Annotated in this window: 20 protein-coding genes and 1 pseudogene; 20 read left to right on the top strand and 1 reads right to left on the bottom strand. The window is 64.0% G+C overall.

Going from position 1 to position 17,698, the window contains the following annotated elements; all coding sequences use genetic code 11:
* The first annotated feature begins 119 nt into the window (after positions 1–119).
* The 7 genes and pseudogenes from ACX1DW_RS09500 to ACX1DW_RS09470 all read left to right on the top strand — a co-directional run bounded on the left by ACX1DW_RS09500 (position 120) and on the right by ACX1DW_RS09470 (position 5,566).
* The gene (locus tag ACX1DW_RS09500) at positions 120–548 is read left to right on the top strand and encodes a hypothetical protein (protein WP_161611857.1); all 429 of its coding nucleotides are present in this window, start codon (positions 120–122) and stop codon (positions 546–548) included.
* Complete coding sequence (locus tag ACX1DW_RS09495; RefSeq protein ID WP_161611856.1) at positions 545–970, top strand: DUF6957 family protein; 426 nt, start codon at positions 545–547, stop codon at positions 968–970. The genes ACX1DW_RS09500 and ACX1DW_RS09495 overlap by 4 nt, the downstream gene beginning before the upstream one ends.
* On the top strand, positions 948–2,051 hold the full coding sequence (locus tag ACX1DW_RS09490; protein WP_161611855.1) for a site-specific integrase: 1,104 nt from the start codon (positions 948–950) through the stop codon (positions 2,049–2,051). Before ACX1DW_RS09495 ends, ACX1DW_RS09490 begins: the two co-directional genes overlap by 23 nt.
* Positions 2,044–3,474 (top strand): site-specific integrase, encoded by a 1,431-nt coding sequence (locus ACX1DW_RS09485; protein WP_237730192.1) that lies wholly within the window; start codon positions 2,044–2,046, stop codon positions 3,472–3,474. The genes ACX1DW_RS09490 and ACX1DW_RS09485 overlap by 8 nt, the downstream gene beginning before the upstream one ends.
* A pseudogene (locus ACX1DW_RS09480) lies at positions 3,437–3,877 on the top strand (chromosome partitioning protein ParB); the annotation flags it as partial. The gene ACX1DW_RS09485 and the pseudogene ACX1DW_RS09480, both read left to right, overlap by 38 nt.
* Positions 3,878–3,939: 62 nt before the next feature.
* Positions 3,940–4,149 (top strand): hypothetical protein, encoded by a 210-nt coding sequence (locus tag ACX1DW_RS09475; RefSeq protein WP_023103965.1) that lies wholly within the window; start codon positions 3,940–3,942, stop codon positions 4,147–4,149.
* Positions 4,150–5,251: 1,102 nt separating this feature from the next.
* The gene (locus ACX1DW_RS09470; RefSeq protein WP_023103964.1) at positions 5,252–5,566 is read left to right on the top strand and encodes a DUF736 domain-containing protein; all 315 of its coding nucleotides are present in this window, start codon (positions 5,252–5,254) and stop codon (positions 5,564–5,566) included.
* A gap of 63 nt (positions 5,567–5,629) precedes the next feature.
* On the opposite strand, the gene ACX1DW_RS09465 is transcribed toward ACX1DW_RS09470, so the two are convergent.
* On the bottom strand, positions 5,630–5,935 hold the full coding sequence (locus tag ACX1DW_RS09465; protein ID WP_023103963.1) for a helix-turn-helix domain-containing protein: 306 nt from the start codon (positions 5,933–5,935) through the stop codon (positions 5,630–5,632).
* Between the two features lie 240 nt (positions 5,936–6,175).
* On the opposite strand from ACX1DW_RS09465, the gene ACX1DW_RS09460 reads away from it, so the two are divergent.
* The 13 genes from ACX1DW_RS09460 (at position 6,176) to ACX1DW_RS09400 (ending at position 17,695) form a co-directional block, all read left to right on the top strand.
* Entirely contained in the window at positions 6,176–6,526 is a 351-nt protein-coding gene (locus ACX1DW_RS09460) for a DUF2958 domain-containing protein (RefSeq protein ID WP_023103962.1), read from the top strand.
* A 309-nt stretch (positions 6,527–6,835) separates the two neighbouring features.
* The gene (locus ACX1DW_RS09455; RefSeq protein ID WP_023114173.1) at positions 6,836–7,606 is read left to right on the top strand and encodes a DUF2285 domain-containing protein; all 771 of its coding nucleotides are present in this window, start codon (positions 6,836–6,838) and stop codon (positions 7,604–7,606) included.
* An 83-nt stretch (positions 7,607–7,689) separates the two neighbouring features.
* Positions 7,690–7,971 (top strand): helix-turn-helix transcriptional regulator, encoded by a 282-nt coding sequence (locus ACX1DW_RS09450; protein WP_003107109.1) that lies wholly within the window; start codon positions 7,690–7,692, stop codon positions 7,969–7,971.
* 26 nt (positions 7,972–7,997) lie between these two features.
* On the top strand, positions 7,998–8,855 hold the full coding sequence (locus ACX1DW_RS09445; protein WP_023103960.1) for a replication initiator protein A: 858 nt from the start codon (positions 7,998–8,000) through the stop codon (positions 8,853–8,855).
* A gap of 253 nt (positions 8,856–9,108) precedes the next feature.
* Positions 9,109–9,747, top strand: coding sequence for a ParA family partition ATPase (parA, locus tag ACX1DW_RS09440; RefSeq protein WP_023114174.1), 639 nt, complete (start codon positions 9,109–9,111; stop codon positions 9,745–9,747).
* The gene (locus ACX1DW_RS09435; protein ID WP_023114175.1) at positions 9,744–10,028 is read left to right on the top strand and encodes a hypothetical protein; all 285 of its coding nucleotides are present in this window, start codon (positions 9,744–9,746) and stop codon (positions 10,026–10,028) included. Before parA ends, ACX1DW_RS09435 begins: the two co-directional genes overlap by 4 nt.
* Positions 10,025–10,549 (top strand): DUF2840 domain-containing protein, encoded by a 525-nt coding sequence (locus ACX1DW_RS09430; RefSeq protein ID WP_023103957.1) that lies wholly within the window; start codon positions 10,025–10,027, stop codon positions 10,547–10,549. Before ACX1DW_RS09435 ends, ACX1DW_RS09430 begins: the two co-directional genes overlap by 4 nt.
* The gene (locus ACX1DW_RS09425; protein ID WP_023114176.1) at positions 10,546–11,145 is read left to right on the top strand and encodes a S26 family signal peptidase; all 600 of its coding nucleotides are present in this window, start codon (positions 10,546–10,548) and stop codon (positions 11,143–11,145) included. Before ACX1DW_RS09430 ends, ACX1DW_RS09425 begins: the two co-directional genes overlap by 4 nt.
* 447 nt (positions 11,146–11,592) lie before the next feature.
* The gene (locus ACX1DW_RS09420; protein WP_161611854.1) at positions 11,593–13,578 is read left to right on the top strand and encodes a relaxase/mobilization nuclease and DUF3363 domain-containing protein; all 1,986 of its coding nucleotides are present in this window, start codon (positions 11,593–11,595) and stop codon (positions 13,576–13,578) included.
* 109 nt (positions 13,579–13,687) lie between these two features.
* Positions 13,688–14,086, top strand: coding sequence for a BlaI/MecI/CopY family transcriptional regulator (locus tag ACX1DW_RS09415; protein WP_023114178.1), 399 nt, complete (start codon positions 13,688–13,690; stop codon positions 14,084–14,086).
* A complete protein-coding gene (locus tag ACX1DW_RS09410) occupies positions 14,086–15,081 on the top strand; it encodes a M56 family metallopeptidase (RefSeq protein ID WP_031636929.1) in 996 nt (331 codons plus the stop codon). The genes ACX1DW_RS09415 and ACX1DW_RS09410 overlap by 1 nt, the downstream gene beginning before the upstream one ends.
* Before the next feature lie 140 nt (positions 15,082–15,221).
* Positions 15,222–16,469, top strand: coding sequence for a TolC family protein (locus ACX1DW_RS09405; protein ID WP_031636928.1), 1,248 nt, complete (start codon positions 15,222–15,224; stop codon positions 16,467–16,469).
* Entirely contained in the window at positions 16,466–17,695 is a 1,230-nt protein-coding gene (locus tag ACX1DW_RS09400) for an efflux RND transporter periplasmic adaptor subunit (protein ID WP_031636927.1), read from the top strand. The genes ACX1DW_RS09405 and ACX1DW_RS09400 overlap by 4 nt, the downstream gene beginning before the upstream one ends.
* Positions 17,696–17,698: the final 3 nt, after the last annotated feature.

Here is a 17,698-nt window from a genome sequence, read left to right as displayed (position 1 = left end):
GACTCGATCCTAGCGCTTGTCTGTAATCCATCCCTTTTCCCGTTGCATAAAAACAACGATGGAGCCAGAATGCGCCCTATAGCACTACGTCCTATAGAACGCATTTCGGAAGATCATTTATGTTCAAAACCCACGAGAGCGCCTATTACAACCTGGCGCCCGTGTTCGGGCCCGACCATCATCACTGGAGGCTCGTTGAGCGTGAAATTGCGAGCCCGTGGCTCCACGCAACGGTGAAGGTGACTGAGGGCGGCGTTGAGTACGCGAAGACAGTCATGCCCAATGACCTGCCGACGTTCCTGGAAATGGCGAATTTGAAAGGGCCTGGTGCACGTATCAGCGAGCTCCAGTTAATGAGTCCAGCGTGGATGAACGGCGCGGGACGGTGGCAGCTCGAACCTATCAGACAAATTGACATAGCCAGATCAGCCGACAACGAGCTGATCCATATCGCTTATGGCACTTCAGCGCTTGAGGAAGTCGAGCATTGTTTTGACATCCAGACAGCTTCACTAGATGCCGTGCAAATCACACGAGATACGCCATGAAGCTCGAGTTTCTGGACATTAGTGAAAGTCAAAAAGCACTCGAAATAGCAGATTTCCTATATGGCAAAGCTTCCGCAATCAACGGCACCGATCTGAGCCGGGACGAAATCGTGCACGAGTTACACAGGCGAAATACCAAGAAGCAGTACTGCCTGGTCAAGGACTGGACTCTCGTCGAGTTAGAAATGTCCGATGAAGCGCGTCAGCAAATTGAAGCTGATGGATTCGTTGCTCGGCTGATCCACGCTAATGAGGTAGTCGAAGATTCAGCTGGCCGTTTTCCACCGGGCTATTGGGTGAGGAGCTCCTTGCAGCTGAGGTATGAAGGCGATGGCTTTTTCGAGACCAGGAGCACCATCTACGTCCTGCTTGGCGTTGGTCGCCACAAGAAAGTGCGCGATGACATCGTCTATTGCCAGTAACATGAATGGCCTTCTCAATTACGCTAAATTTCTTGAATCTCGTGATTTGCAGTGGTTCGAGTTTCCCGCTCGCAAAGCTGACCGCTGCCTGGTGCTATACCGAGGGGCGTTGATCAAGATGCGCGATGCCGGCCAGATCAGCCCATCCACGGCGTCTGAGTACATGCGCAATTGCATCATGTTCTATCGGTGGGTAAGGCATAGGGAGCTTCTTTCTCCACACGTCCAGCTGTGGCGGGAAAAGCCCTACGTCGTTAAATACTTCGACCGGGTGGGGTTCGAGCGAACGATCAGCGGAACCACCACCGACCTCAGCATCCCGAACCGTAAGCGCCCAGGCCAAACGCTTGAAGATGGGCTGTTGCCAGTCTCGGAGACCGATCGCGATGCAATTCTGGATTTCGCCGCAGAGAACGCCACGCCCGAGCTCTACCTCATGTTGGCCCTTGGATTTTTTACCGGGATGCGGCTCGGCAGCATCTGTGATCTCAAGATTCAATCTCTGGAGCGCGCCGCCCCCGACCCTTCCGCTGAAGGGCTTCTACGCCTTGCAGTTGGTCCAGGCGCAGCTCCGCCAGTGCACACGAAATTCGGTGTGACTGGCCAGGTCTGGATACCCGAAGCGTTGCGTGATGAATTGCTGGAATATGCCAAAGGCTGGCGGAGGATGGAACGAGAGGCGAAAGCCTCGCCCGAGAATCGTGACTTGCTGTTCGTGACCCGCTTTGGTAACGCCTATGGCAGGCGCGGCACCGATCAGTCATCTGCTGTGAATGTTGAGATGTCCGAGTTTCGAAAACGGGGCGTCAAAGCAGAACTACAGGTGCTCCGTAAATTCCGCTTCCATCAGTCGCGCTGCACCTTCGGTACCGAATTGGCACGTCTGGCGCTATCGGCTTGTGCCGATGTCGCTATTGTAATTGCGACGGTCAGCGACGCGTTGCTCCACGGGCCTAACTCTGAAGCCACCACCTTCAAATACATCCGATTCGTACAGGCACTGCCGATCAAACAAGCCCTCTCAAATAGCTTCATGGCGGCATTTAGCGGGATCGGCGCTGGGGCGCGGTACGATGGATAGTTCCGAATTCGACCTCACTTTCCCGATGCTTGAGTATGGGGCCACTGAAACGCCCTGGGACCTCCGGCCGCTGCTGTTTCGCGGAGGTGCAGCAGCAAAGGTGAAGCATGTGGGCCGCCAGATCGCGCAGAGCGAACTCGGCAGTCCCTTGCCGGAACGTTTCGAGCTGGTGACGCGGCTGCATGAGCACATGACTGACGACCTTGCTGGTGGCGGAAGTCGCTTCTCGGTGCAGAACAAGATCAGTGCATTGCGTCGATTCTTTGCCTGGATCGATTCAGAAAACGTGAATCTCAGTCTCGAGACGGCGGCCGACACGTTCATTCGTTGGACCGATCACTTGCTCCAGCGTCATCGAGTCGAACGTAATTTCAGCGATGGGTCCCTGTACGATCTCACCAGGCTCACGGCGACGATGCTGGACCGAGCATTGGACCGCCAAGCAAGCCTGAGCAAGAGCACACGTATTCGCAAGCCGCGCGGCAAAGGCAAGGTACATACGAGCAAAGCGGACAAGCAGAGTCTGCAAAACACCTTCGCATTCGGACACCTTCTAGCTGACGTATGCGAGGCATTGACCTGGAGGGGGACAATGGCCCCCCTCCCAGTGTGTATTTCGTTACGCACCGGCCAAGTGCTGGAACTATGGTCGGGATTGCAGAGCCCCGAGAAAGTAGCGGCCCGCCGTACCAGGCCGCAAAACCAAGCGCAAATCGAAGCATCCCTGGCGGCGCGTGCCGCCCACGATGCAGATCGGACACTGCGGACCCGTTTCCCCATCGTCAATTTACGGATCGAGAGTGAATTGCTGATGTTCATCGCCCAGACCGGTATGAACCTCCAGCAAGCACATACCCTGCGGGTTGAGCAGTTTCATTACCCCAGCCACTTAGACGGCTACCAGGTACGTACCTACAAAAAACGACGGGAAGGAGAAGTGCTATTCGAGATTTTTGCCAGTTATCGAGAGTGGTTCGAGCGCTATCTCGAATGGCGTTCCGAATGGTTTCCCAATGAGCCGGATGGTTTGCTCTTTCCGCTTATACGTAGCGGGGGACGAATCCTAGAAGAGGCGACGCAGTTCACGAACGTTACGCGCATCTGCCGCGAGCTTGGCATACCGATAGTGAGACCGCGAAAACTGCGCGGGACGCGCATCAACTGGTTGCTTCGGGAGTCCCAGAATCCCCAACAGGTTGCGGAGTTGGCCCAGCATACGGTGCAAACGCTGATACGCGTATATGCCGACCCCCATCCGCAGATCGCTATGGTGGAAATTACGCGCTTCCATCAGCAAACCGATCCGTCCCTTTCACCTCCTGCTCCTGGTAGATGTGTATCGGCCACACCTGAACCAGTGGGCACGATGCCGAAGAATGGTCCGCGAACTGTTCGCCGCGCTGCTGGCGAAGTCGCAAGATGAACTGGTGCGGCTGCTGGCCGTGTGCGTGGCTTCCACGGTGGACGTGGTGACGCCCCGCGCCACGGTGCAGCAACCCGGCGAGGAACTGGCGCAGGCCGTGGGCCTCGACATGGCCGCATGGTGGAAGCCGACCGCAGAAGGCTACTTCAAGCACGTTTCCAAGGCCGTGATTCTGGATGCCGTGGGCGAGTACGCACCCGAGCAGGCCAACCGGCTGGCGAAGTTGAAGAAGGCCGACATTGCCAGCGAAGCCGAGCGGCTGGCCGATGGCACGGGCTGGATGCCCGCCATCTTCGAGGCCGCAGGCCCGCAGGACGCCGCGCAAGAGGCAGGCCCGGAGCAGAACGCCCCGGAGGATGCCGAGGCAATAGCGGATGAACCCGCCGAGGCGCTGGCCGCTTGACCCGCGCCGAAGGCAAGCGCCCCGGCCTCGACCGGGGCGCTTCGCTGGAAGGAGAAGCCCCCATGACCCGCACCACCATTAGCCGCCCGCGCATGGCGGCGATCTACGCCGCTGGCACGGTACGCGCCCGCCGTTGGAACGGCGATGGCGACGTGCGCGGCTACCGCCCGCCCTCGGGCTGGACGGCCTGCGCCGACCTCACCGACATTCACCCCATCACGGGCCGCGCCTTGCCGCGTGCCGTGTGGTGGCTCATCGAGACGAAGGAATAACCGCGATCAGCACCGCGCCCAGGCCGTACCGTCCTGGGCGCGGTGGACGCAAAATCCGGGCGCGGCAGTGGCCGCGCCCGGTGTTCAAGGCCACCAGCCGAATCGGCACGCCGCCGCCCTCGCGGCAGCTCAGACGGCGGCGTTGACGTGACCGGGCTTCCCGCCCGGTAATGGCAGGCCCGTATGGGCCTGCAAGCCGTAGCGCCCGCCGTGCGCGGGAATCACCAGCGGTTTTCGGCTTGCCGCGTGCATACCTCGCAGCGTAGGGCCGCGCCCATTTCATCAGAGGCATGTCCGCGTTTCCTGCTTAGAAATCTGGAACGGCCTGGGCGTGTCGGCGCATAGCGCCGCCGGGCTTTCGGGCTACGCCCCGTGCCGTCTTTGCCGTCACGGCCATTCGGCTTCAATCCCTCACGCCTTCGCACCTGCGGCGCTGCGCGCTTCGCTTGCCTCCAGGGGAAAGCCCTGCGAGCTATCCCCGCCGCGCGATGCTTGGCGCCCCTCGATGCTGCCGAACCGGCTGCGCCGGATCGGCCCGCCCAACGTCCCGCCGCGATGGACGGGACGCTGGCGAACACGCTGGCGCTTGCTGCGGCAGGTTGTGCAGGTGCGTGCCGTCCTCAACGCTGGCGGTTCCTGCCCATCACGTCACGAAGGACGGTTCACGGACAACCCGCCCGGTATCGCTATGGAGCTTCCACGCCACGCCTCAAGACCGGCGCCGCAAGGTATGGCGGGGGCGTTCTCGCCTGTCGTTGCGGGGTTGACCTGGCCCGCGTCAGCGGGCGAGCCGGAGAAGCCTTCGGGCGGGGATGCCGAGTCGGCCCCATCTCCTTTCGGAGCGGTTCGGCCCAAGGCGTCCTTGTCTCGTTGTGAATCCTGGCGGGGGCGCGGCTGCGCCTCGGGCTTCATGGCTGCAACCGTCCGGCGAAAACAATTTCCCCGCCGCTGCGCGGCTTCCTCGCGCAGCAAATTCTTTTCGCCTCCAGGCTCTCCACTGCGTTTCGACCGCAAGCGGTGCAGCCAGCCCGTCCCCCGCCGGCCGGATCACAACAAGGACGCGATGGGCGCGAACCTTGTTCAACCGAAAGGAGAAATCATCATGGCCAACATCGGCACCTTCACCGCAGACAAAGACGGCTTCACCGGCACGCTGCGCACCCTGACGCTCAACGTCAAGGTCAAGCTGGTTCCCAACGACAAGGGCAGCAGCGAGAACGCCCCCGACTTCCGCCTCCAAGCCGCCGGCCACGACATCGGCGCGGCGTGGAACAAGACCAGCGAGGCCGGGCGGGAATACAAGTCCGTGACCCTCGACGATCCTTCGTTCCCGGCTCCGGTCTATGCCCGCCTGATCGAAGGCGAGGACGGTACGCACGACCTGATCTGGTCGCGCAGCAAGCCCCAGGCGGCGTGACCGCCGCAGCGCCCCGCCCATCGCGGCGGGGCGCTGTGCTGCTGTTCGCAGCACATCACCACGTCACGCGCGCGGCTTCGCCGCGCCGCGCTCCTTCAGCACCGCCTCCAGCTCCCGGCGCACCTGCGCCAGCAGCTCGTCGGCCTTGTGCGGGCTGTCGCCCGCGTAGGCCAGCGTCAGCAGCGTGAGCGGGTGGATCTCCATCACCTCGCACAGCTCGGCCAGCTTATGCAGGGTCGGGCTTTTCAGGTCGCGTTCGAGGGTGCTCATATAGGTGCGGCTGGACACGTCAGAGAAGGCTTCCTGGCTCAAGCCACGCGCCTTCCTGACTGTCTTCAACGCCTTCGCCAATGAGTTCCCAGCCGCCACCTATGGTTTCCCTCGAAAAACCAAGATGACAGCCCATTGCGCCCTATAGGGCTACAATCTATAGTGTTCATTTGGTGTTCTACGTTTTCGTGCCTTTACGGAAATCCGCATTTGCTGGTTCCAGCAAAGCCACGCAAGCGCATCCGTGCTTGCACACGAAGGCGTAAATCCGGTTTGGCGGTTCTGCGCTTGGGCGTGAAACCGCATCCGTGCATCATTGGATTTGTGGGATTGCCAACCATGCCCCAGCCACTCGCCACCGTCCCGGAGCGCGCGCAACTGCTCGCCAACGGCGAGGCTCGTGCCGCCGGCCAGGCCATCGACCCGGTGCCCGTGGTGCGGCTGTTCACGCCGGACGCGCATGTGACCTGGCTGCTGGCCGCACTCGATCCCGCCGATGGCGACACCGCCTGGGGCCTCATCGACCTGGGAATCGGAATGCCGGCGCAAGGAACCGTCAAGCTGTCCGAGCTGGCTGGCATCGTCGGGCCGCATCAGCAGCCCGTGATGCGCGACCGCTACTTCCGGCCCACGCGCACGCTGTCGGAATACACCCGGCTGGCCGAGCGCGACGGGGCTATCCCGGACTGAACACAGCCTACTGTGACTTTTTCAGTCTGGTGTCATACCGGGCAGGTCTCAATCGAGATTCTTGCGGCGTAGCCGCGCCAGTCTGATCCACACGGACATGATGCCTGACGCGGACTGCGGCAGGCTGGCCTGTACGGCGTCCCACGGGAGGGACGCTGCCGCCGCAGCATTGAGACGAATACCGCAACGCATCGGAGCCAGTCGGACTTGACAGCCCAACTATTCCCTTAACCCATTTCGCTCTGATGACACCGATGTAGCACGTAGTTCTTCCGTCGCGGCCAGTCCTGTTCGCAGGGAGGTTGCGTCATGGTCGATCGCAGCGCCGAGCACTGGTATCCGACTGCCGCGTATCTGTACGTGCTGCACTTGGACGACCTTGGGACGGCCTGGGAATATCTGCGCAGAAACCCCGATTACCGGCTCGACTGGCTGCGCCATCATCGCCGGCCGAAAGCCGCGCAGCAGGCGGCGCATCGCTGGGGCTTGCGCCTGCTGGAAGATCCGGCGTTGGATGCGCGCGACGCGCATCCAGCCTGGTTGCCCGGCCATGTGGCCGTGGTGCAGCTCTATCCCGACGCCGATCCGCCGCAGTATGCTCCCGCGTTCACGTTTTGGCGCATTGCCGGGCACAAGCAACTGCTCCATGACGGCAAAGGGCTGGCGCTGATGGCGCACAGCCCAGGTCATTGCCTGCGCTTCGCGCTGGCGCCCGGCCTGGAAGACGGGATGGCTGTCGCCTATGCCCGCCGCGGCGGCGCCGCCGCACCTGCGCGCAACCATGCGCTCGGCGCGGCCCTGGCTTCTGCGAAGCCCAGGCCGGCACCCGCCGCGCTGCTTGAGCTACACACCTTGCAGGCGCTCGACGCAACCCTAGCGGGTGCGTCCTTGCGCGAGGTGGCCGAAGGCTTGTTCGGCGGCGATGCCGCAGCCGATTGGTACAGCGACGGCGGCCTGCGCTCCAAGGTACGCCGCTTGGTACGGCGCGGCGATGCGCTGATGCGCGGCGGCTATCGCCGCCTAGCACAGCTTCCGCCGCTTGAGAAGGGTCGTTTTGAGGACGACGCAAAACGGCCCTGAGCAGGACAGCTTGGTTTTCTGAGACTGCCTCCATCCGGTTGCGCTGTGTGGCCGGAGCTTTGAAAGCTATGGAGGTTCACACCATGCGTCCCGCTCCTTTGCGGCCTGCCGCCACTGTCTCGACCGCTGCCGCGCAGCCCCAACGCTATCTCACCAACGACGAAGCCGCCGAGTACCTGCGGCTGTCGCCGCGCACGCTGGAAAAGCAGCGCGTGATCGGTGGTGGTCCGCGCTTTCGCAAGTTCGGCCGGCGCGTCATGTACGCCGTGGCCGACCTCGATGCCTGGGCCGCCGATCGCAGCTTCGAGACGACTTCCGATCCCGAGTACGCCGAGCACCACTCGGCCGACAGCCGTGCGCGCTGATCGGCGGCGCGCGGCAGGCCATCACCATGTCCAGCTCCGCGCTGCCGTTCCGGCAGCGGTCGTTGCAGGAGCGCGAACAGCTCGACCTGTTCCGCGCCTTGCCCGGCGACATGGCGCCGCGCGACAGCCAGGACTTGATGGCCTATCCGTTCTTCTCGCTCGGCAAGTCCAAGCGGGTCAAACCCATCGACTTCCGCGCGGGCAACGTGACGATCCGCGTAGAGGGCACGCAGGAGCACGGCATCGCCACGATTTGGGATGCGGACGTGCTGATATGGGCGGCCTCGCAGATCGTGGAAGCGAAGGACGCGGGCCTGCGCCCGTCGCGGCTGATGCGCGCGACGCCCTACGAGATCCTGCGCTTCATCGGGCGCGGCAAGTCGCTGCGAGACTACCAGCGCCTCAAGGCCGCGCTGGATCGCCTGCAATCGACCACGGTGGCCACGTCCATCCGCGAGACAACAGGCCGGCGCCTGCACCGCTTTTCGTGGATCAACGAATGGAAGGAACTGGCCGATGCCAGCGGCACGCCGCTGGGCATCGAGCTGATCCTGCCGGACTGGTTCTTTGCCGGCGTGCTCGACGCCGCGCTGGTGCTGACCATCGACCCGGCGTATTTCCGGCTCACCGGCGGCATCGAGCGGTGGCTGTACCGCCTGGTGCGCAAGCACGGCGGCAAGCAGGCATACGGCTGGCAGTTCGACTTTCGCTATCTGCACCAGAAGTCCGGCAGCACCGCGAAGCCCTACGACTTCGCCTGCGATCTGCGCGCGCTCGTCGCGCGGCAGTCGCTGCCCGGTTACGTCCTGGGCATCGAGCGGATGCCCGACAACGGCATGGAACTGCTGACGTTCCGGCCCGTGCCGCAGACGGCACGGGGATAACTCCGGGAAAGCCTGTGAATGGTGTCGTGCTATCAGGCGTGCGGGGTATCGTGCTATCAGGCGTGGGACTATCGTGCTATCAGGCGTGCCGATCGGCCGCAAACCCGCGCCAGCACTGGGTTTGCGCGTCCTCTAACTTCCCTAACTTAGTTTCTCTAACTTTTAGTAGGGAAACGCCGCTGCGGTGGACAACCACCCCGCGGCCACAAACGCAGCAGCAAAAGCCCGGCTTTCCAGCATGGAGGGCCAGGCCATGATCGTCGCACTGCTCAACCAGAAAGGCGGCGTCGGCAAGACCACGCTCGCCACGCACATCGCCGGCGAGTTGGCGATGCGCGGCCAGCACGTCGTCCTGCTGGACGCTGACCCGCAGGGCTCATCGCTGGACTGGACGCAGCGCAGAAGCCAGCAAGGCTTGCCACGGCTGTTCAGCGCCGTGGGCCTCGCACGCGAAACGCTGCACCAAGAGGCGCCGGAACTCGCCAGGCGGGCCGATCACGTCGTCATCGACGGCCCGCCGCGCATCGCCGCCTTGGCGCGCTCCGCGCTGCTGGCGGCCGAGCGCGTGCTGATCCCGGTGCAGCCCAGCCCCTACGACTTGTGGGCCAGCGCTGAGATGGTGGCGCTGATCCGCGAGGCGCAGGTATTTCGGCCTGCGCTGCGCGCGGCCTTCGTCATCAATCGGCGCGTCAGTACCACCGTGATCGGGCGCGAAGCACGCCAGGCACTCGCCGACCAGCCGCTTCCTGCGCTGCGCGCGGAAGTGCATCAGCGCATCGTGTTCGCCGATAGCGTGGCCGCTGGCCGGCTTGCACGCGAGACGGCACCCGACAGCGCCGCCGCACGCGAAATCACTGCGCTGGTGGACGAATTGCTGCGGTGGCCGACATGACCGCGAAGCCGCCATCGAACAGCAAGCGCACGGCAAAGCGCGTCGGCATCGGCGCGCGTCCGCCCGCGAATCCGCACGCCGAGGCGTGGATTCGCCAGGGCGACGCCGATGCGCTGGGCAAGGGCGACCTCTACACCGCCCGTCTGACTCTCGATATCACGCCCGCGATGCGGGCACGCATCAAGGTGTCGGCCTTCACGCAAGGCGTGACCGTGGCCGACCTGCTGCGTGGCCTGTTGGAGCGGGAGTTTCCAGAGCACCGCAGGGAGAACGCACCATGACTGCATCCGCTTCGCCTGCCGCTGGCGCGGCTACGGCTGCACTTGCCGGCCAGCCTGCCAGCGCGCCGCTGACGCGCGTGGCGCTGGCCTACATCGAACCACGCTTCAAGCTCTACCTGCGCTTCGGCGAACCTGCGCGCACGCACCAGCTCGACCGCTGGCGCCGTTGCGCGGTGTTCCTGCCGGGCGCCATGTTGTGCCGTATCCGCTGGCAGGCCAACGACTACGGCACTGTGCGTTGGCAGCTCATGGTGATGCAGGCTTGCACGCCGCTGGATGCAGCGCAGCGCATCCCCGGCGTGCAGCCGGGGGCGCGCTTGCTGCTCCACGCCGAAGGGGAGAACCAGGTGCGCGCGGTGCTGGAGTGCATCGACGCCATCGAGGCGCTGGGCATCGCGCCCGCCGCTGTCTCGCCCGCGTACTGGCGCACGCTCGCCAACCGGCTCGCTGCACGCCTGCCGCTGCCCGAATACACCGCCGAGCGGCACGCTGCCTGGCTAACCGGGAGGACGCTGCCATGACGCTTCCATCCGCCGTTGCCAGCGCAACCGGCATCCCGCCGCATCCTCGCTCGCGCCTGCGCGCTCGCCTCGTGTTGGCGGGCCTGTCCGCCTGCGGCCTCGCTGCGCTCGCCTGGGCGTCCTTCGTGCATCCGCTGCCGCGCCTGATCTACAACCCGTCCGACAGCGTGGCGGTCGGCTGGTATCGCGTCGATCCGCAAGGCCACGGCACCGACTCGCCGCCACGTCCCTTGTCCGTGGGCAGCATCGTCCTGACCACGCTGCCGCCAGACGCCGCCGCGCTGGCCGCGCAGCGCGGCTACCTGCCGGCGCGCGTGCCGCTGCTCAAGCGCGTGGGCGCCGTCGCGCCGCAGGAGGTGTGCAGCACTGGCCGCGTCGTCCGCATCGACGGCGTGCCTTCGGCCGCCGTGCTGCCTGCCGACCGCTGGGGCCGGCCGCTGCCATCCTGGCAGCAATGCCGCCGCCTCGAATCCGGCGAACTGTTCCTCTTGAGTGTGACCAACCCGGCGTCGTTCGACAGCCGGTATTTCGGGCCGGTCAGCGCATCCGCCGTGATCGGGGTCGCGCATCCAGTCTGGCTGGAATCCCGCCCATGATGGCCGCCGACTCGCTGCACGTTGCCGTGCATCTTGTCGTGCCATCGGGCGTGTCGCTCTGCTGGCCGTCGCCGTGTCGTCGCGCGTGCAGTGCGGGTGCATTCGCACCGCACTTCGCGCTGCCTTCGGCGCAGCCGTCCAACGTGCAGGCGTCTTGCCTCGAACGCGCCCGGCCTATGGCCGTCGCCGCGTTCGCCGGCGCGCTGGCTGCTCGCGCAGCAGCACCGCCGGGCCGCCGCTGCCCGGAGCGCCAGCGAGGGGCAAAGGCGGAAGGCAAGACAAAAGGACGCGGCACCGGGCCGCGTCGAAAGCCAGTCTGCACATGGGGTGGCGCGGCACGGAGCGGCTTCGCCGCCGTGCCGCTTGGGGCGCGAGGCCCGCGCCAATGCAGGGCTGTCCGCGTGCTTCACACGACCGGACACGCCAGAGCTTGCAGGGAGCGCAGCCATGACCGACCGCCGCGACGATGATTTCCGCATCCGCCCCAGCGCACCGAAGAACCGGGGCCAGAGCTTCGTTTCCAAGGTGCTCAAGCAGGCAGGCAAGGCCAGTAGCGGCAAGTCGTCGGTGCGCCGTCCTGGCGCTGCCAGCGGCTCCGGGAGGGGCAACGGCCAGCGGCCCGGCTCGCGCCTGGGGCGCGGCCACACGGCCGCGCGCTTCGCCGGAGCGAAGCTGACGCCCATGTCGCGGCGCGTGACCATCAAGACGCTGCTGGTCAACCAGCGCCAGGCCAGCCCGCAGTCGCTCGCCAAGCACCTGCGCTACATCGAGCGCGACGGCGTGGGCCGCGATGGCGAGCCGGGCCAAGCCTACGGGCCGCAGACCGATGCCGCCGACCTCGACGCTTTCAAGGAACGCTGCGCCGACGACCGACACCATTTCCGCTTCATCCTCTCACCCGAGGATGGCCCGGAACTCGAAGACCTGCGCACCTACACGCGGCACCTCATGGGCCGCATGGAGGCCGACCTGGGCACGGGCCTCGATTGGGTGGCGGTCAACCACTGGAATACCGACAACCCGCACACGCACATCGTCGTGCGCGGGCGCGATGACACCGGCAAAGACCTCATCATCGCGGGCGACTACATCGCCGATGGCTTCCGCCATCGTGCGGCCGAACTGGCGACCGAGTGGCTGGGGCCACGCACCGAGCTGGAGATCCAGCAGACCTTGCAGCGCGAGGTGGAACAGGAGCGGTGGACGAGCCTGGATCGCACGCTCAAGCGCGAGCTGGGCGACGATGGCCTGGTGCATGTCGAACGGCTCAACGAGCCGAGGTTGCAACGCCAGCGCCTGCTGCTGATCGGCCGGCTGCAACGCTTGCAGCGTCTGGGCCTGGCCGACGAAACGCAGCCGGGCACCTGGGCGGTCCATACCGACGCCGAAAAGACCCTGCGCGCCCTGGGCGAGCGTGGCGACATCATCCGCACCATGCAGCGGGCCATGAGCGGCCAGCCGCGCGAGCTGGCGGTGTTCGAGCCGGGCGAGGATGGCCGAACCATCCTCGGCCGCGTGGCCGCGAAGGGGCTGGCCGACGAACTGCGCGACCGGGGCTATCTGGTCATCGACGGGGTGGATGGCAAGGCCCACTACGTCGCGCTCAACGCCCGCGACGAGCTGGCGAACTACCCAGCCGGTGCCGTGGTGGAGGTGAAGGGATCGGCCGACGTGCGCGCCGCCGACAAGAACATCGCCGGACTGGCGAGCGGTGGCCTGTACCGCACCGATCATCACCTCGCCATCGCGCAGGGTCAGGCCGTACCGGGCCGCGATCCGCAGGAAGTCGTCGCGGCCCACGTCCGCCGGCTGGAAGCCCTGCGCCGCGCTGGCATCGTGGAGCGCGTGGCCGAGGGACTATGGAAGGTGCCGGACGACTTGGCCGAACAGGGCCGCCGCTACGACGCGCAGCGCCTGGGCGGCGTGGCCGTGGAACTGAAATCGCACCTGCCCATCGAGCGGCAGGCCCGCGTTATCGGGGCCACCTGGCTTGACCAGCAGTTGATCGGCGGCGGCTCGGGCCTGGGCGACCTGGGCTTTGGCGGCGAGGCCAAGCAGGCAATGCAGCAGCGCGCCGACTTCCTGGCCGAACAGGGGCTGGCCGAGCGGCGTGGGCAGCGCGTGATCCTCGCGCGCAACCTGCTGGGCACGCTGCGCAATCGGGAGCTGGCGCAGGCCGCCAAGGACATTGCGGCCGAAACCGGCTTGGAACATCGGCCTGCGGGTGACGGTCAGCGCGTGGCCGGTATCTACCGGCGCAGCGTCATGCTCGCCAGTGGGCGCTACGCCATGCTCGATGACGGCAAGGGGTTCAGTCTGGTGCCGTGGCGGCCGGTGGTCGAGCAGCGGCTGGGCCAGCAGCTTGCCGCTACGGTGCGCGGCGGCGGCGTGTCCTGGGAGATAGGACGGCAGCGTGGGCCTGCCGTTGGTTAACTTCCTACGATAGCAGTGTCCGGCACGGGGTCGCACAATAAACCGATTGACGGTCGGTTTTTTGTGGTGGATACTCTTGAGTTCGAGTCAAAGCTCGGAGCCGACAACATTGACCAACCACAGCGTACCAACACTTGGCGATCTGGAAATCGCCGTGCTCGAAGACATCTGGCGCTTCGGCCCGTCCGACACCAAGGCGGTGTACGCGCGCATTGGGCAGTCTCGCTCGATTTCCTTGAACACCGTGCAATCCACGCTAGAACGTCTGTTTCGCAAGGCCATGCTCCAGCGCGAAAAGATCAGCCATGCCTACGAATACTCGGCACGAGTATCTCGCCGGGAACTGATCCAGAAGCTGGTCGAGTCCACGGTGCGTCGTGTCGCAGGCCCGCAGCCGGATGCGTTGTTGAGCGCCTTTGTCGATCTTGCTGCAAGGGCGGATGATGACCAGCTCAAGAGGCTGGAGGAGTTGATTGCCCGTCGTCGCGCTGAATTGGATCAGCCGTGATGACGAGTTATGGCCCACTACTTCAGTTCGCATTGCTATCCGGCTTCGTGCTGGCAGTAACGCTTACCCTGCTGATTGGAGCCTGCGAGCGCCCATTACGCCGTGCGCTGTCGGGAAAGACCCCCTATCAGCGAGCAAGAGTGTCTTGGTGGATGCTGGTAACACCCGCATTGGCGGGTATTGCCTATACGGCCATGACCATCGCCATGCCGTCGATGTTTGATGATTCGGCCAGATTTGCCGCTGCCTGCTCTGCGCACGCTGACACGCTGCTGCACCTGTGCGTTTGGCACCCGAGCGGCAATGGGCAAAGTGCCTGGCTATGGGGAGCATTGGCATTGTTGGCGGGATACGCGGTTTGGCTGGCTTTACGGGCCGCAGTTGGCCTTTGGCGTGCTCGTCGAACCCTTGCCTCGATGGTGCGCCTGAGCTGGCGTCCGGGGCATCCAGACAAACTTCGCGTGCTTGATGTCGATCAGCCTATGGCGCTGGCTTGTGGCGTCGGGAATGGCCACATCCTGCTTTCAACCTCGTTGATGCGGCGACTCGACCCAACGCAATTGCGCGTGGTGCTGGCGCACGAACAGGCTCATATCGCCAATCGAGATGTGCTGCATCGCCTGATCGCTGTCGTCTTGTCGAGCATCCAGTTGCCGGGCACTCGTCGCCGGCTGTTGCGCGATCTGGAACTCGCCTTGGAACAGCGTTGTGATTTCGCTGCTGCAAACGAAGTGGGATGCCCTGTCGCCGTAGCCGAAACCATCGTTGCAGTAGAAAAGATATTTCGGCAACACGCCAAGAAACAGATGCCTTTGGCTATGGCGTTCTTTTCCGATTTCGTCCCTGAGCGTGTCGAGGCGTTGCTGTCGTCCAAGCACTCGTCTGTCTCATACCTGGGGCCGATGCTGGGCATTCTTGTTCTGGCGTTTTGCAGCCTATCTACCGGCTGGCTGCATTCCGTGACCGAATCTCTCATCACTGTGATGACGAGGTAAGTCCATATGCGCGCGTGCTGTGTTTTTTTGCCTGAAAAACCGATGGATGATCGGTTTTATGACGACTCCACTCAGGCGTGTGCGAGCAGCCATGACGCGGAATCGTTTGCTCGCCACCTGTCGTCGTCGTGAGGATTTTCATGAATTTGATCCGCTTAGTAGCCTTGGTGTTTGTCGGAGCCTGCGGTACATCCGCAGCCCTGGCCGCCGAACCCCTGCGATTGGAGGAGGCAGTCTCCCGAGCACTGGCCGCCCACCCATCCATCGCCGCCGAAACGGCGCAGCTCCAGGCCGTCCGAGCGCGCACACAGCGCGAAGCCCTGCCACCGCCTTACACCATTGGCGGCGAGGTTGAGAACGTCGCTGGGAACGGCAACCTGCGAGGTATCCGCTCGGCTGAAACGACATTGCGCATCGGTCGGGTCATAGAACTCGGCGGCAAGCGTGAGGCTCGCCAAACGCTGGGACAAGCCGAGCTGAGAGAACAAGAGCACCAGGCCACCAAAACGCGGATAGACCTGGCTAGTTCAACGACGGCCCGCTTCATTGAAGTGCTCGCCAGGCAACAGCGATTGACCTATGCCGAGGAACGCATCAAGCAAGCGGAACGCACGCGGCAAGAGGTTGCTGCGTGGGTAAAAGCCGCACGCAATCCTGATTCAGATTTGCAGGCTGCCGATATTGCAGTCGCTGAGGCCCAACTGAATCGGGAGAGTGCTGAACACGAACTGGCAAGCGCCAAGATGACTTTGGCCGCAAGCTGGGGGGCAACGATCCCCGACTTCGGCGAGGTCGTCGGCGACCTCCAAACCTTGCCGACCGTGGCGCCATTCGAGACGCTGGCCGCCCGTTTGCCCATGACGCCGGAACTGTGGGCTTCGCGTTTGCGGGCCGACACCATCGGCGCCCGCCGCCGGCTCGCGGAGGCCGAAGCCAAACCCAACATCGACGTCAGCTTGGGCATTCGGCGTTTGGAAGCCTACAAGGATCACGGCGTAGTGATGTCGATCTCGGTGCCGCTGGGCAGCCCGACGCGCTCTGGATACGCGGTATCCCAGGCCAATGCGGAGCTTGCTGCGCTTGAAGCGAGGCGTGACGCCGAACGTTTTGAGCGCCATCAGGCGCTGTTCGACAAGTATCAAGAACTCACGCGCGCACGGACAGAGGCTGAGTCGCTACGCGCACGAATGCTGCCTATGGCTGAAAGCGCCCTGGCAACGACTCGTCGCGGCTTCGAGCAAGGCCGATTCTCCTATTTGTCGTTGGCTCAAGCGCAGCGAACGCTATTCGACCTGCGTGCGCGAGCTGTGGAAGCCGCCACCCGCTATCACCTTCTGCTGGTCGAGGTGGAACGCCTCACCGCCACCGTTGAGGACACCGCACCATGATTCGCATTCTTTCCCTGCTGCTCCTTTGTGTACTTGCCGCCGCATGCAGCCCTGGCGGCGACAAGCCCAAAGAGGCGGCCAGTGCCCAAGCCAGCGGAAGCTATGAGCGCGGCCCAAACAATGGGCGGCTACTCCGCGACGGTGACTTCGCTTTGGAGGTCACCATCTACGAAACCAACGCCCCCCCGCATTACAGGCTCTACGCCTATCGTGACGGCAAGCCAGTTGCCCCCGCTGATGTTGCCGCAACGATCAAGCTCTCCCGTTTGGATGGCGAGGTCAACCAATTCACGTTCAGGCCAGAAGGCAACTATCTGGTCGGCAGCGGTGAAGTGACCGAGCCGCATTCTTTCGATGTCGCCGTGACCGCCGAACACGCGGGAAAGAAGTCCACTTGGTCTTATGAATCCTATGAGGGTCGCGTAAGCATTCCGGCTGGTATCGCCAAGGATGCTGGCATCAAGACCGAATCAGCGGGGCCGGCAGTCATCCGAGACGTTGTGCGGCTGATGGGAACCGTTGTTCTGGATGCCGACAGACACGCAGCGGTTCGCGCACGCTTCCCTGGCATCGTGCGGTCAGTGAACGTGCAACAGGGCGAGCGAGTCCGCCGCGGCCAGACGCTGGCCATCGTGGAGGGCAACGACAGCATGCGCACCTACCCGATTACCGCACCGTTCGACGGCGTGGTGCTCGCACGCAACACGAACGTCGGTGATGTGGCTGAAGCAGGTGCGCTGTTCGAGTTGGCTGACCCGTCCTACGTATGGATCGACCTGCGCGCCATCGGCACCGATGCCGAAGCCCTACAGCCAGGGCAGCCGGTACGAATCCGGTCAGCCACCGGGAAGACCGAAGCCAGCGGAAAGATCCAGCGATTGTTGCCGGTGGCTGGCAGCGGCCAAAGCGTCATTGCCCGCGTCAGCATCCCGAACCCGGAGGGGCGCTGGCGCCCTGGCATGACCGTGGCGGCCGAGGTCACAGTAGGCACGCGCAAGGTATCACTGGCGGTAAAGGAGTCCGGGTTGCAGAGATTCCGAGACTTCACCGTGGTTTTCGCACAGGTTGGCGAGACATACGAAGTCCGAATGCTCGAACTTGGCGAGCGCGATGGTGAATACGCCGAAGTGACTAACGGACTCAAGCCCGGCACAAACTACGTGGCCGAGCAAAGTTTCCTGATACGCCAAGACATCGAAAAGTCTGGCGCAAGCCACGATCACTGAGGG

The sequence above is a fragment of the Stutzerimonas sp. KH-1 genome, from assembly GCF_054483855.1.
This window is presented reverse-complemented; position numbering and strand designations above follow the sequence as displayed.

Bases quoted from the DNA above. Each gene is read 5' to 3' on its own strand.
- ACX1DW_RS09500 (WP_161611857.1), top strand. From the start codon at position 120: ATGTTCAAAACCCACGAGAGCGCCTATTACAACCTGGCGCCCGTGTTC.
- ACX1DW_RS09495 (WP_161611856.1), top strand. From the start codon at position 545: ATGAAGCTCGAGTTTCTGGACATTAGTGAAAGTCAAAAAGCACTCGAA.
- ACX1DW_RS09490 (WP_161611855.1), top strand. From the start codon at position 948: ATGACATCGTCTATTGCCAGTAACATGAATGGCCTTCTCAATTACGCT.
- ACX1DW_RS09485 (WP_237730192.1), top strand. From the start codon at position 2,044: ATGGATAGTTCCGAATTCGACCTCACTTTCCCGATGCTTGAGTATGGG.
- ACX1DW_RS09475 (WP_023103965.1), top strand. From the start codon at position 3,940: ATGACCCGCACCACCATTAGCCGCCCGCGCATGGCGGCGATCTACGCC.
- ACX1DW_RS09470 (WP_023103964.1), top strand. From the start codon at position 5,252: ATGGCCAACATCGGCACCTTCACCGCAGACAAAGACGGCTTCACCGGC.
- ACX1DW_RS09460 (WP_023103962.1), top strand. From the start codon at position 6,176: ATGCCCCAGCCACTCGCCACCGTCCCGGAGCGCGCGCAACTGCTCGCC.
- ACX1DW_RS09455 (WP_023114173.1), top strand. From the start codon at position 6,836: ATGGTCGATCGCAGCGCCGAGCACTGGTATCCGACTGCCGCGTATCTG.
- ACX1DW_RS09450 (WP_003107109.1), top strand. From the start codon at position 7,690: ATGCGTCCCGCTCCTTTGCGGCCTGCCGCCACTGTCTCGACCGCTGCC.
- ACX1DW_RS09445 (WP_023103960.1), top strand. From the start codon at position 7,998: ATGTCCAGCTCCGCGCTGCCGTTCCGGCAGCGGTCGTTGCAGGAGCGC.
- parA (WP_023114174.1), top strand. From the start codon at position 9,109: ATGATCGTCGCACTGCTCAACCAGAAAGGCGGCGTCGGCAAGACCACG.
- ACX1DW_RS09435 (WP_023114175.1), top strand. From the start codon at position 9,744: ATGACCGCGAAGCCGCCATCGAACAGCAAGCGCACGGCAAAGCGCGTC.
- ACX1DW_RS09430 (WP_023103957.1), top strand. From the start codon at position 10,025: ATGACTGCATCCGCTTCGCCTGCCGCTGGCGCGGCTACGGCTGCACTT.
- ACX1DW_RS09425 (WP_023114176.1), top strand. From the start codon at position 10,546: ATGACGCTTCCATCCGCCGTTGCCAGCGCAACCGGCATCCCGCCGCAT.
- ACX1DW_RS09420 (WP_161611854.1), top strand. From the start codon at position 11,593: ATGACCGACCGCCGCGACGATGATTTCCGCATCCGCCCCAGCGCACCG.
- ACX1DW_RS09410 (WP_031636929.1), top strand. From the start codon at position 14,086: ATGACGAGTTATGGCCCACTACTTCAGTTCGCATTGCTATCCGGCTTC.
- ACX1DW_RS09405 (WP_031636928.1), top strand. From the start codon at position 15,222: ATGAATTTGATCCGCTTAGTAGCCTTGGTGTTTGTCGGAGCCTGCGGT.
- ACX1DW_RS09400 (WP_031636927.1), top strand. From the start codon at position 16,466: ATGATTCGCATTCTTTCCCTGCTGCTCCTTTGTGTACTTGCCGCCGCA.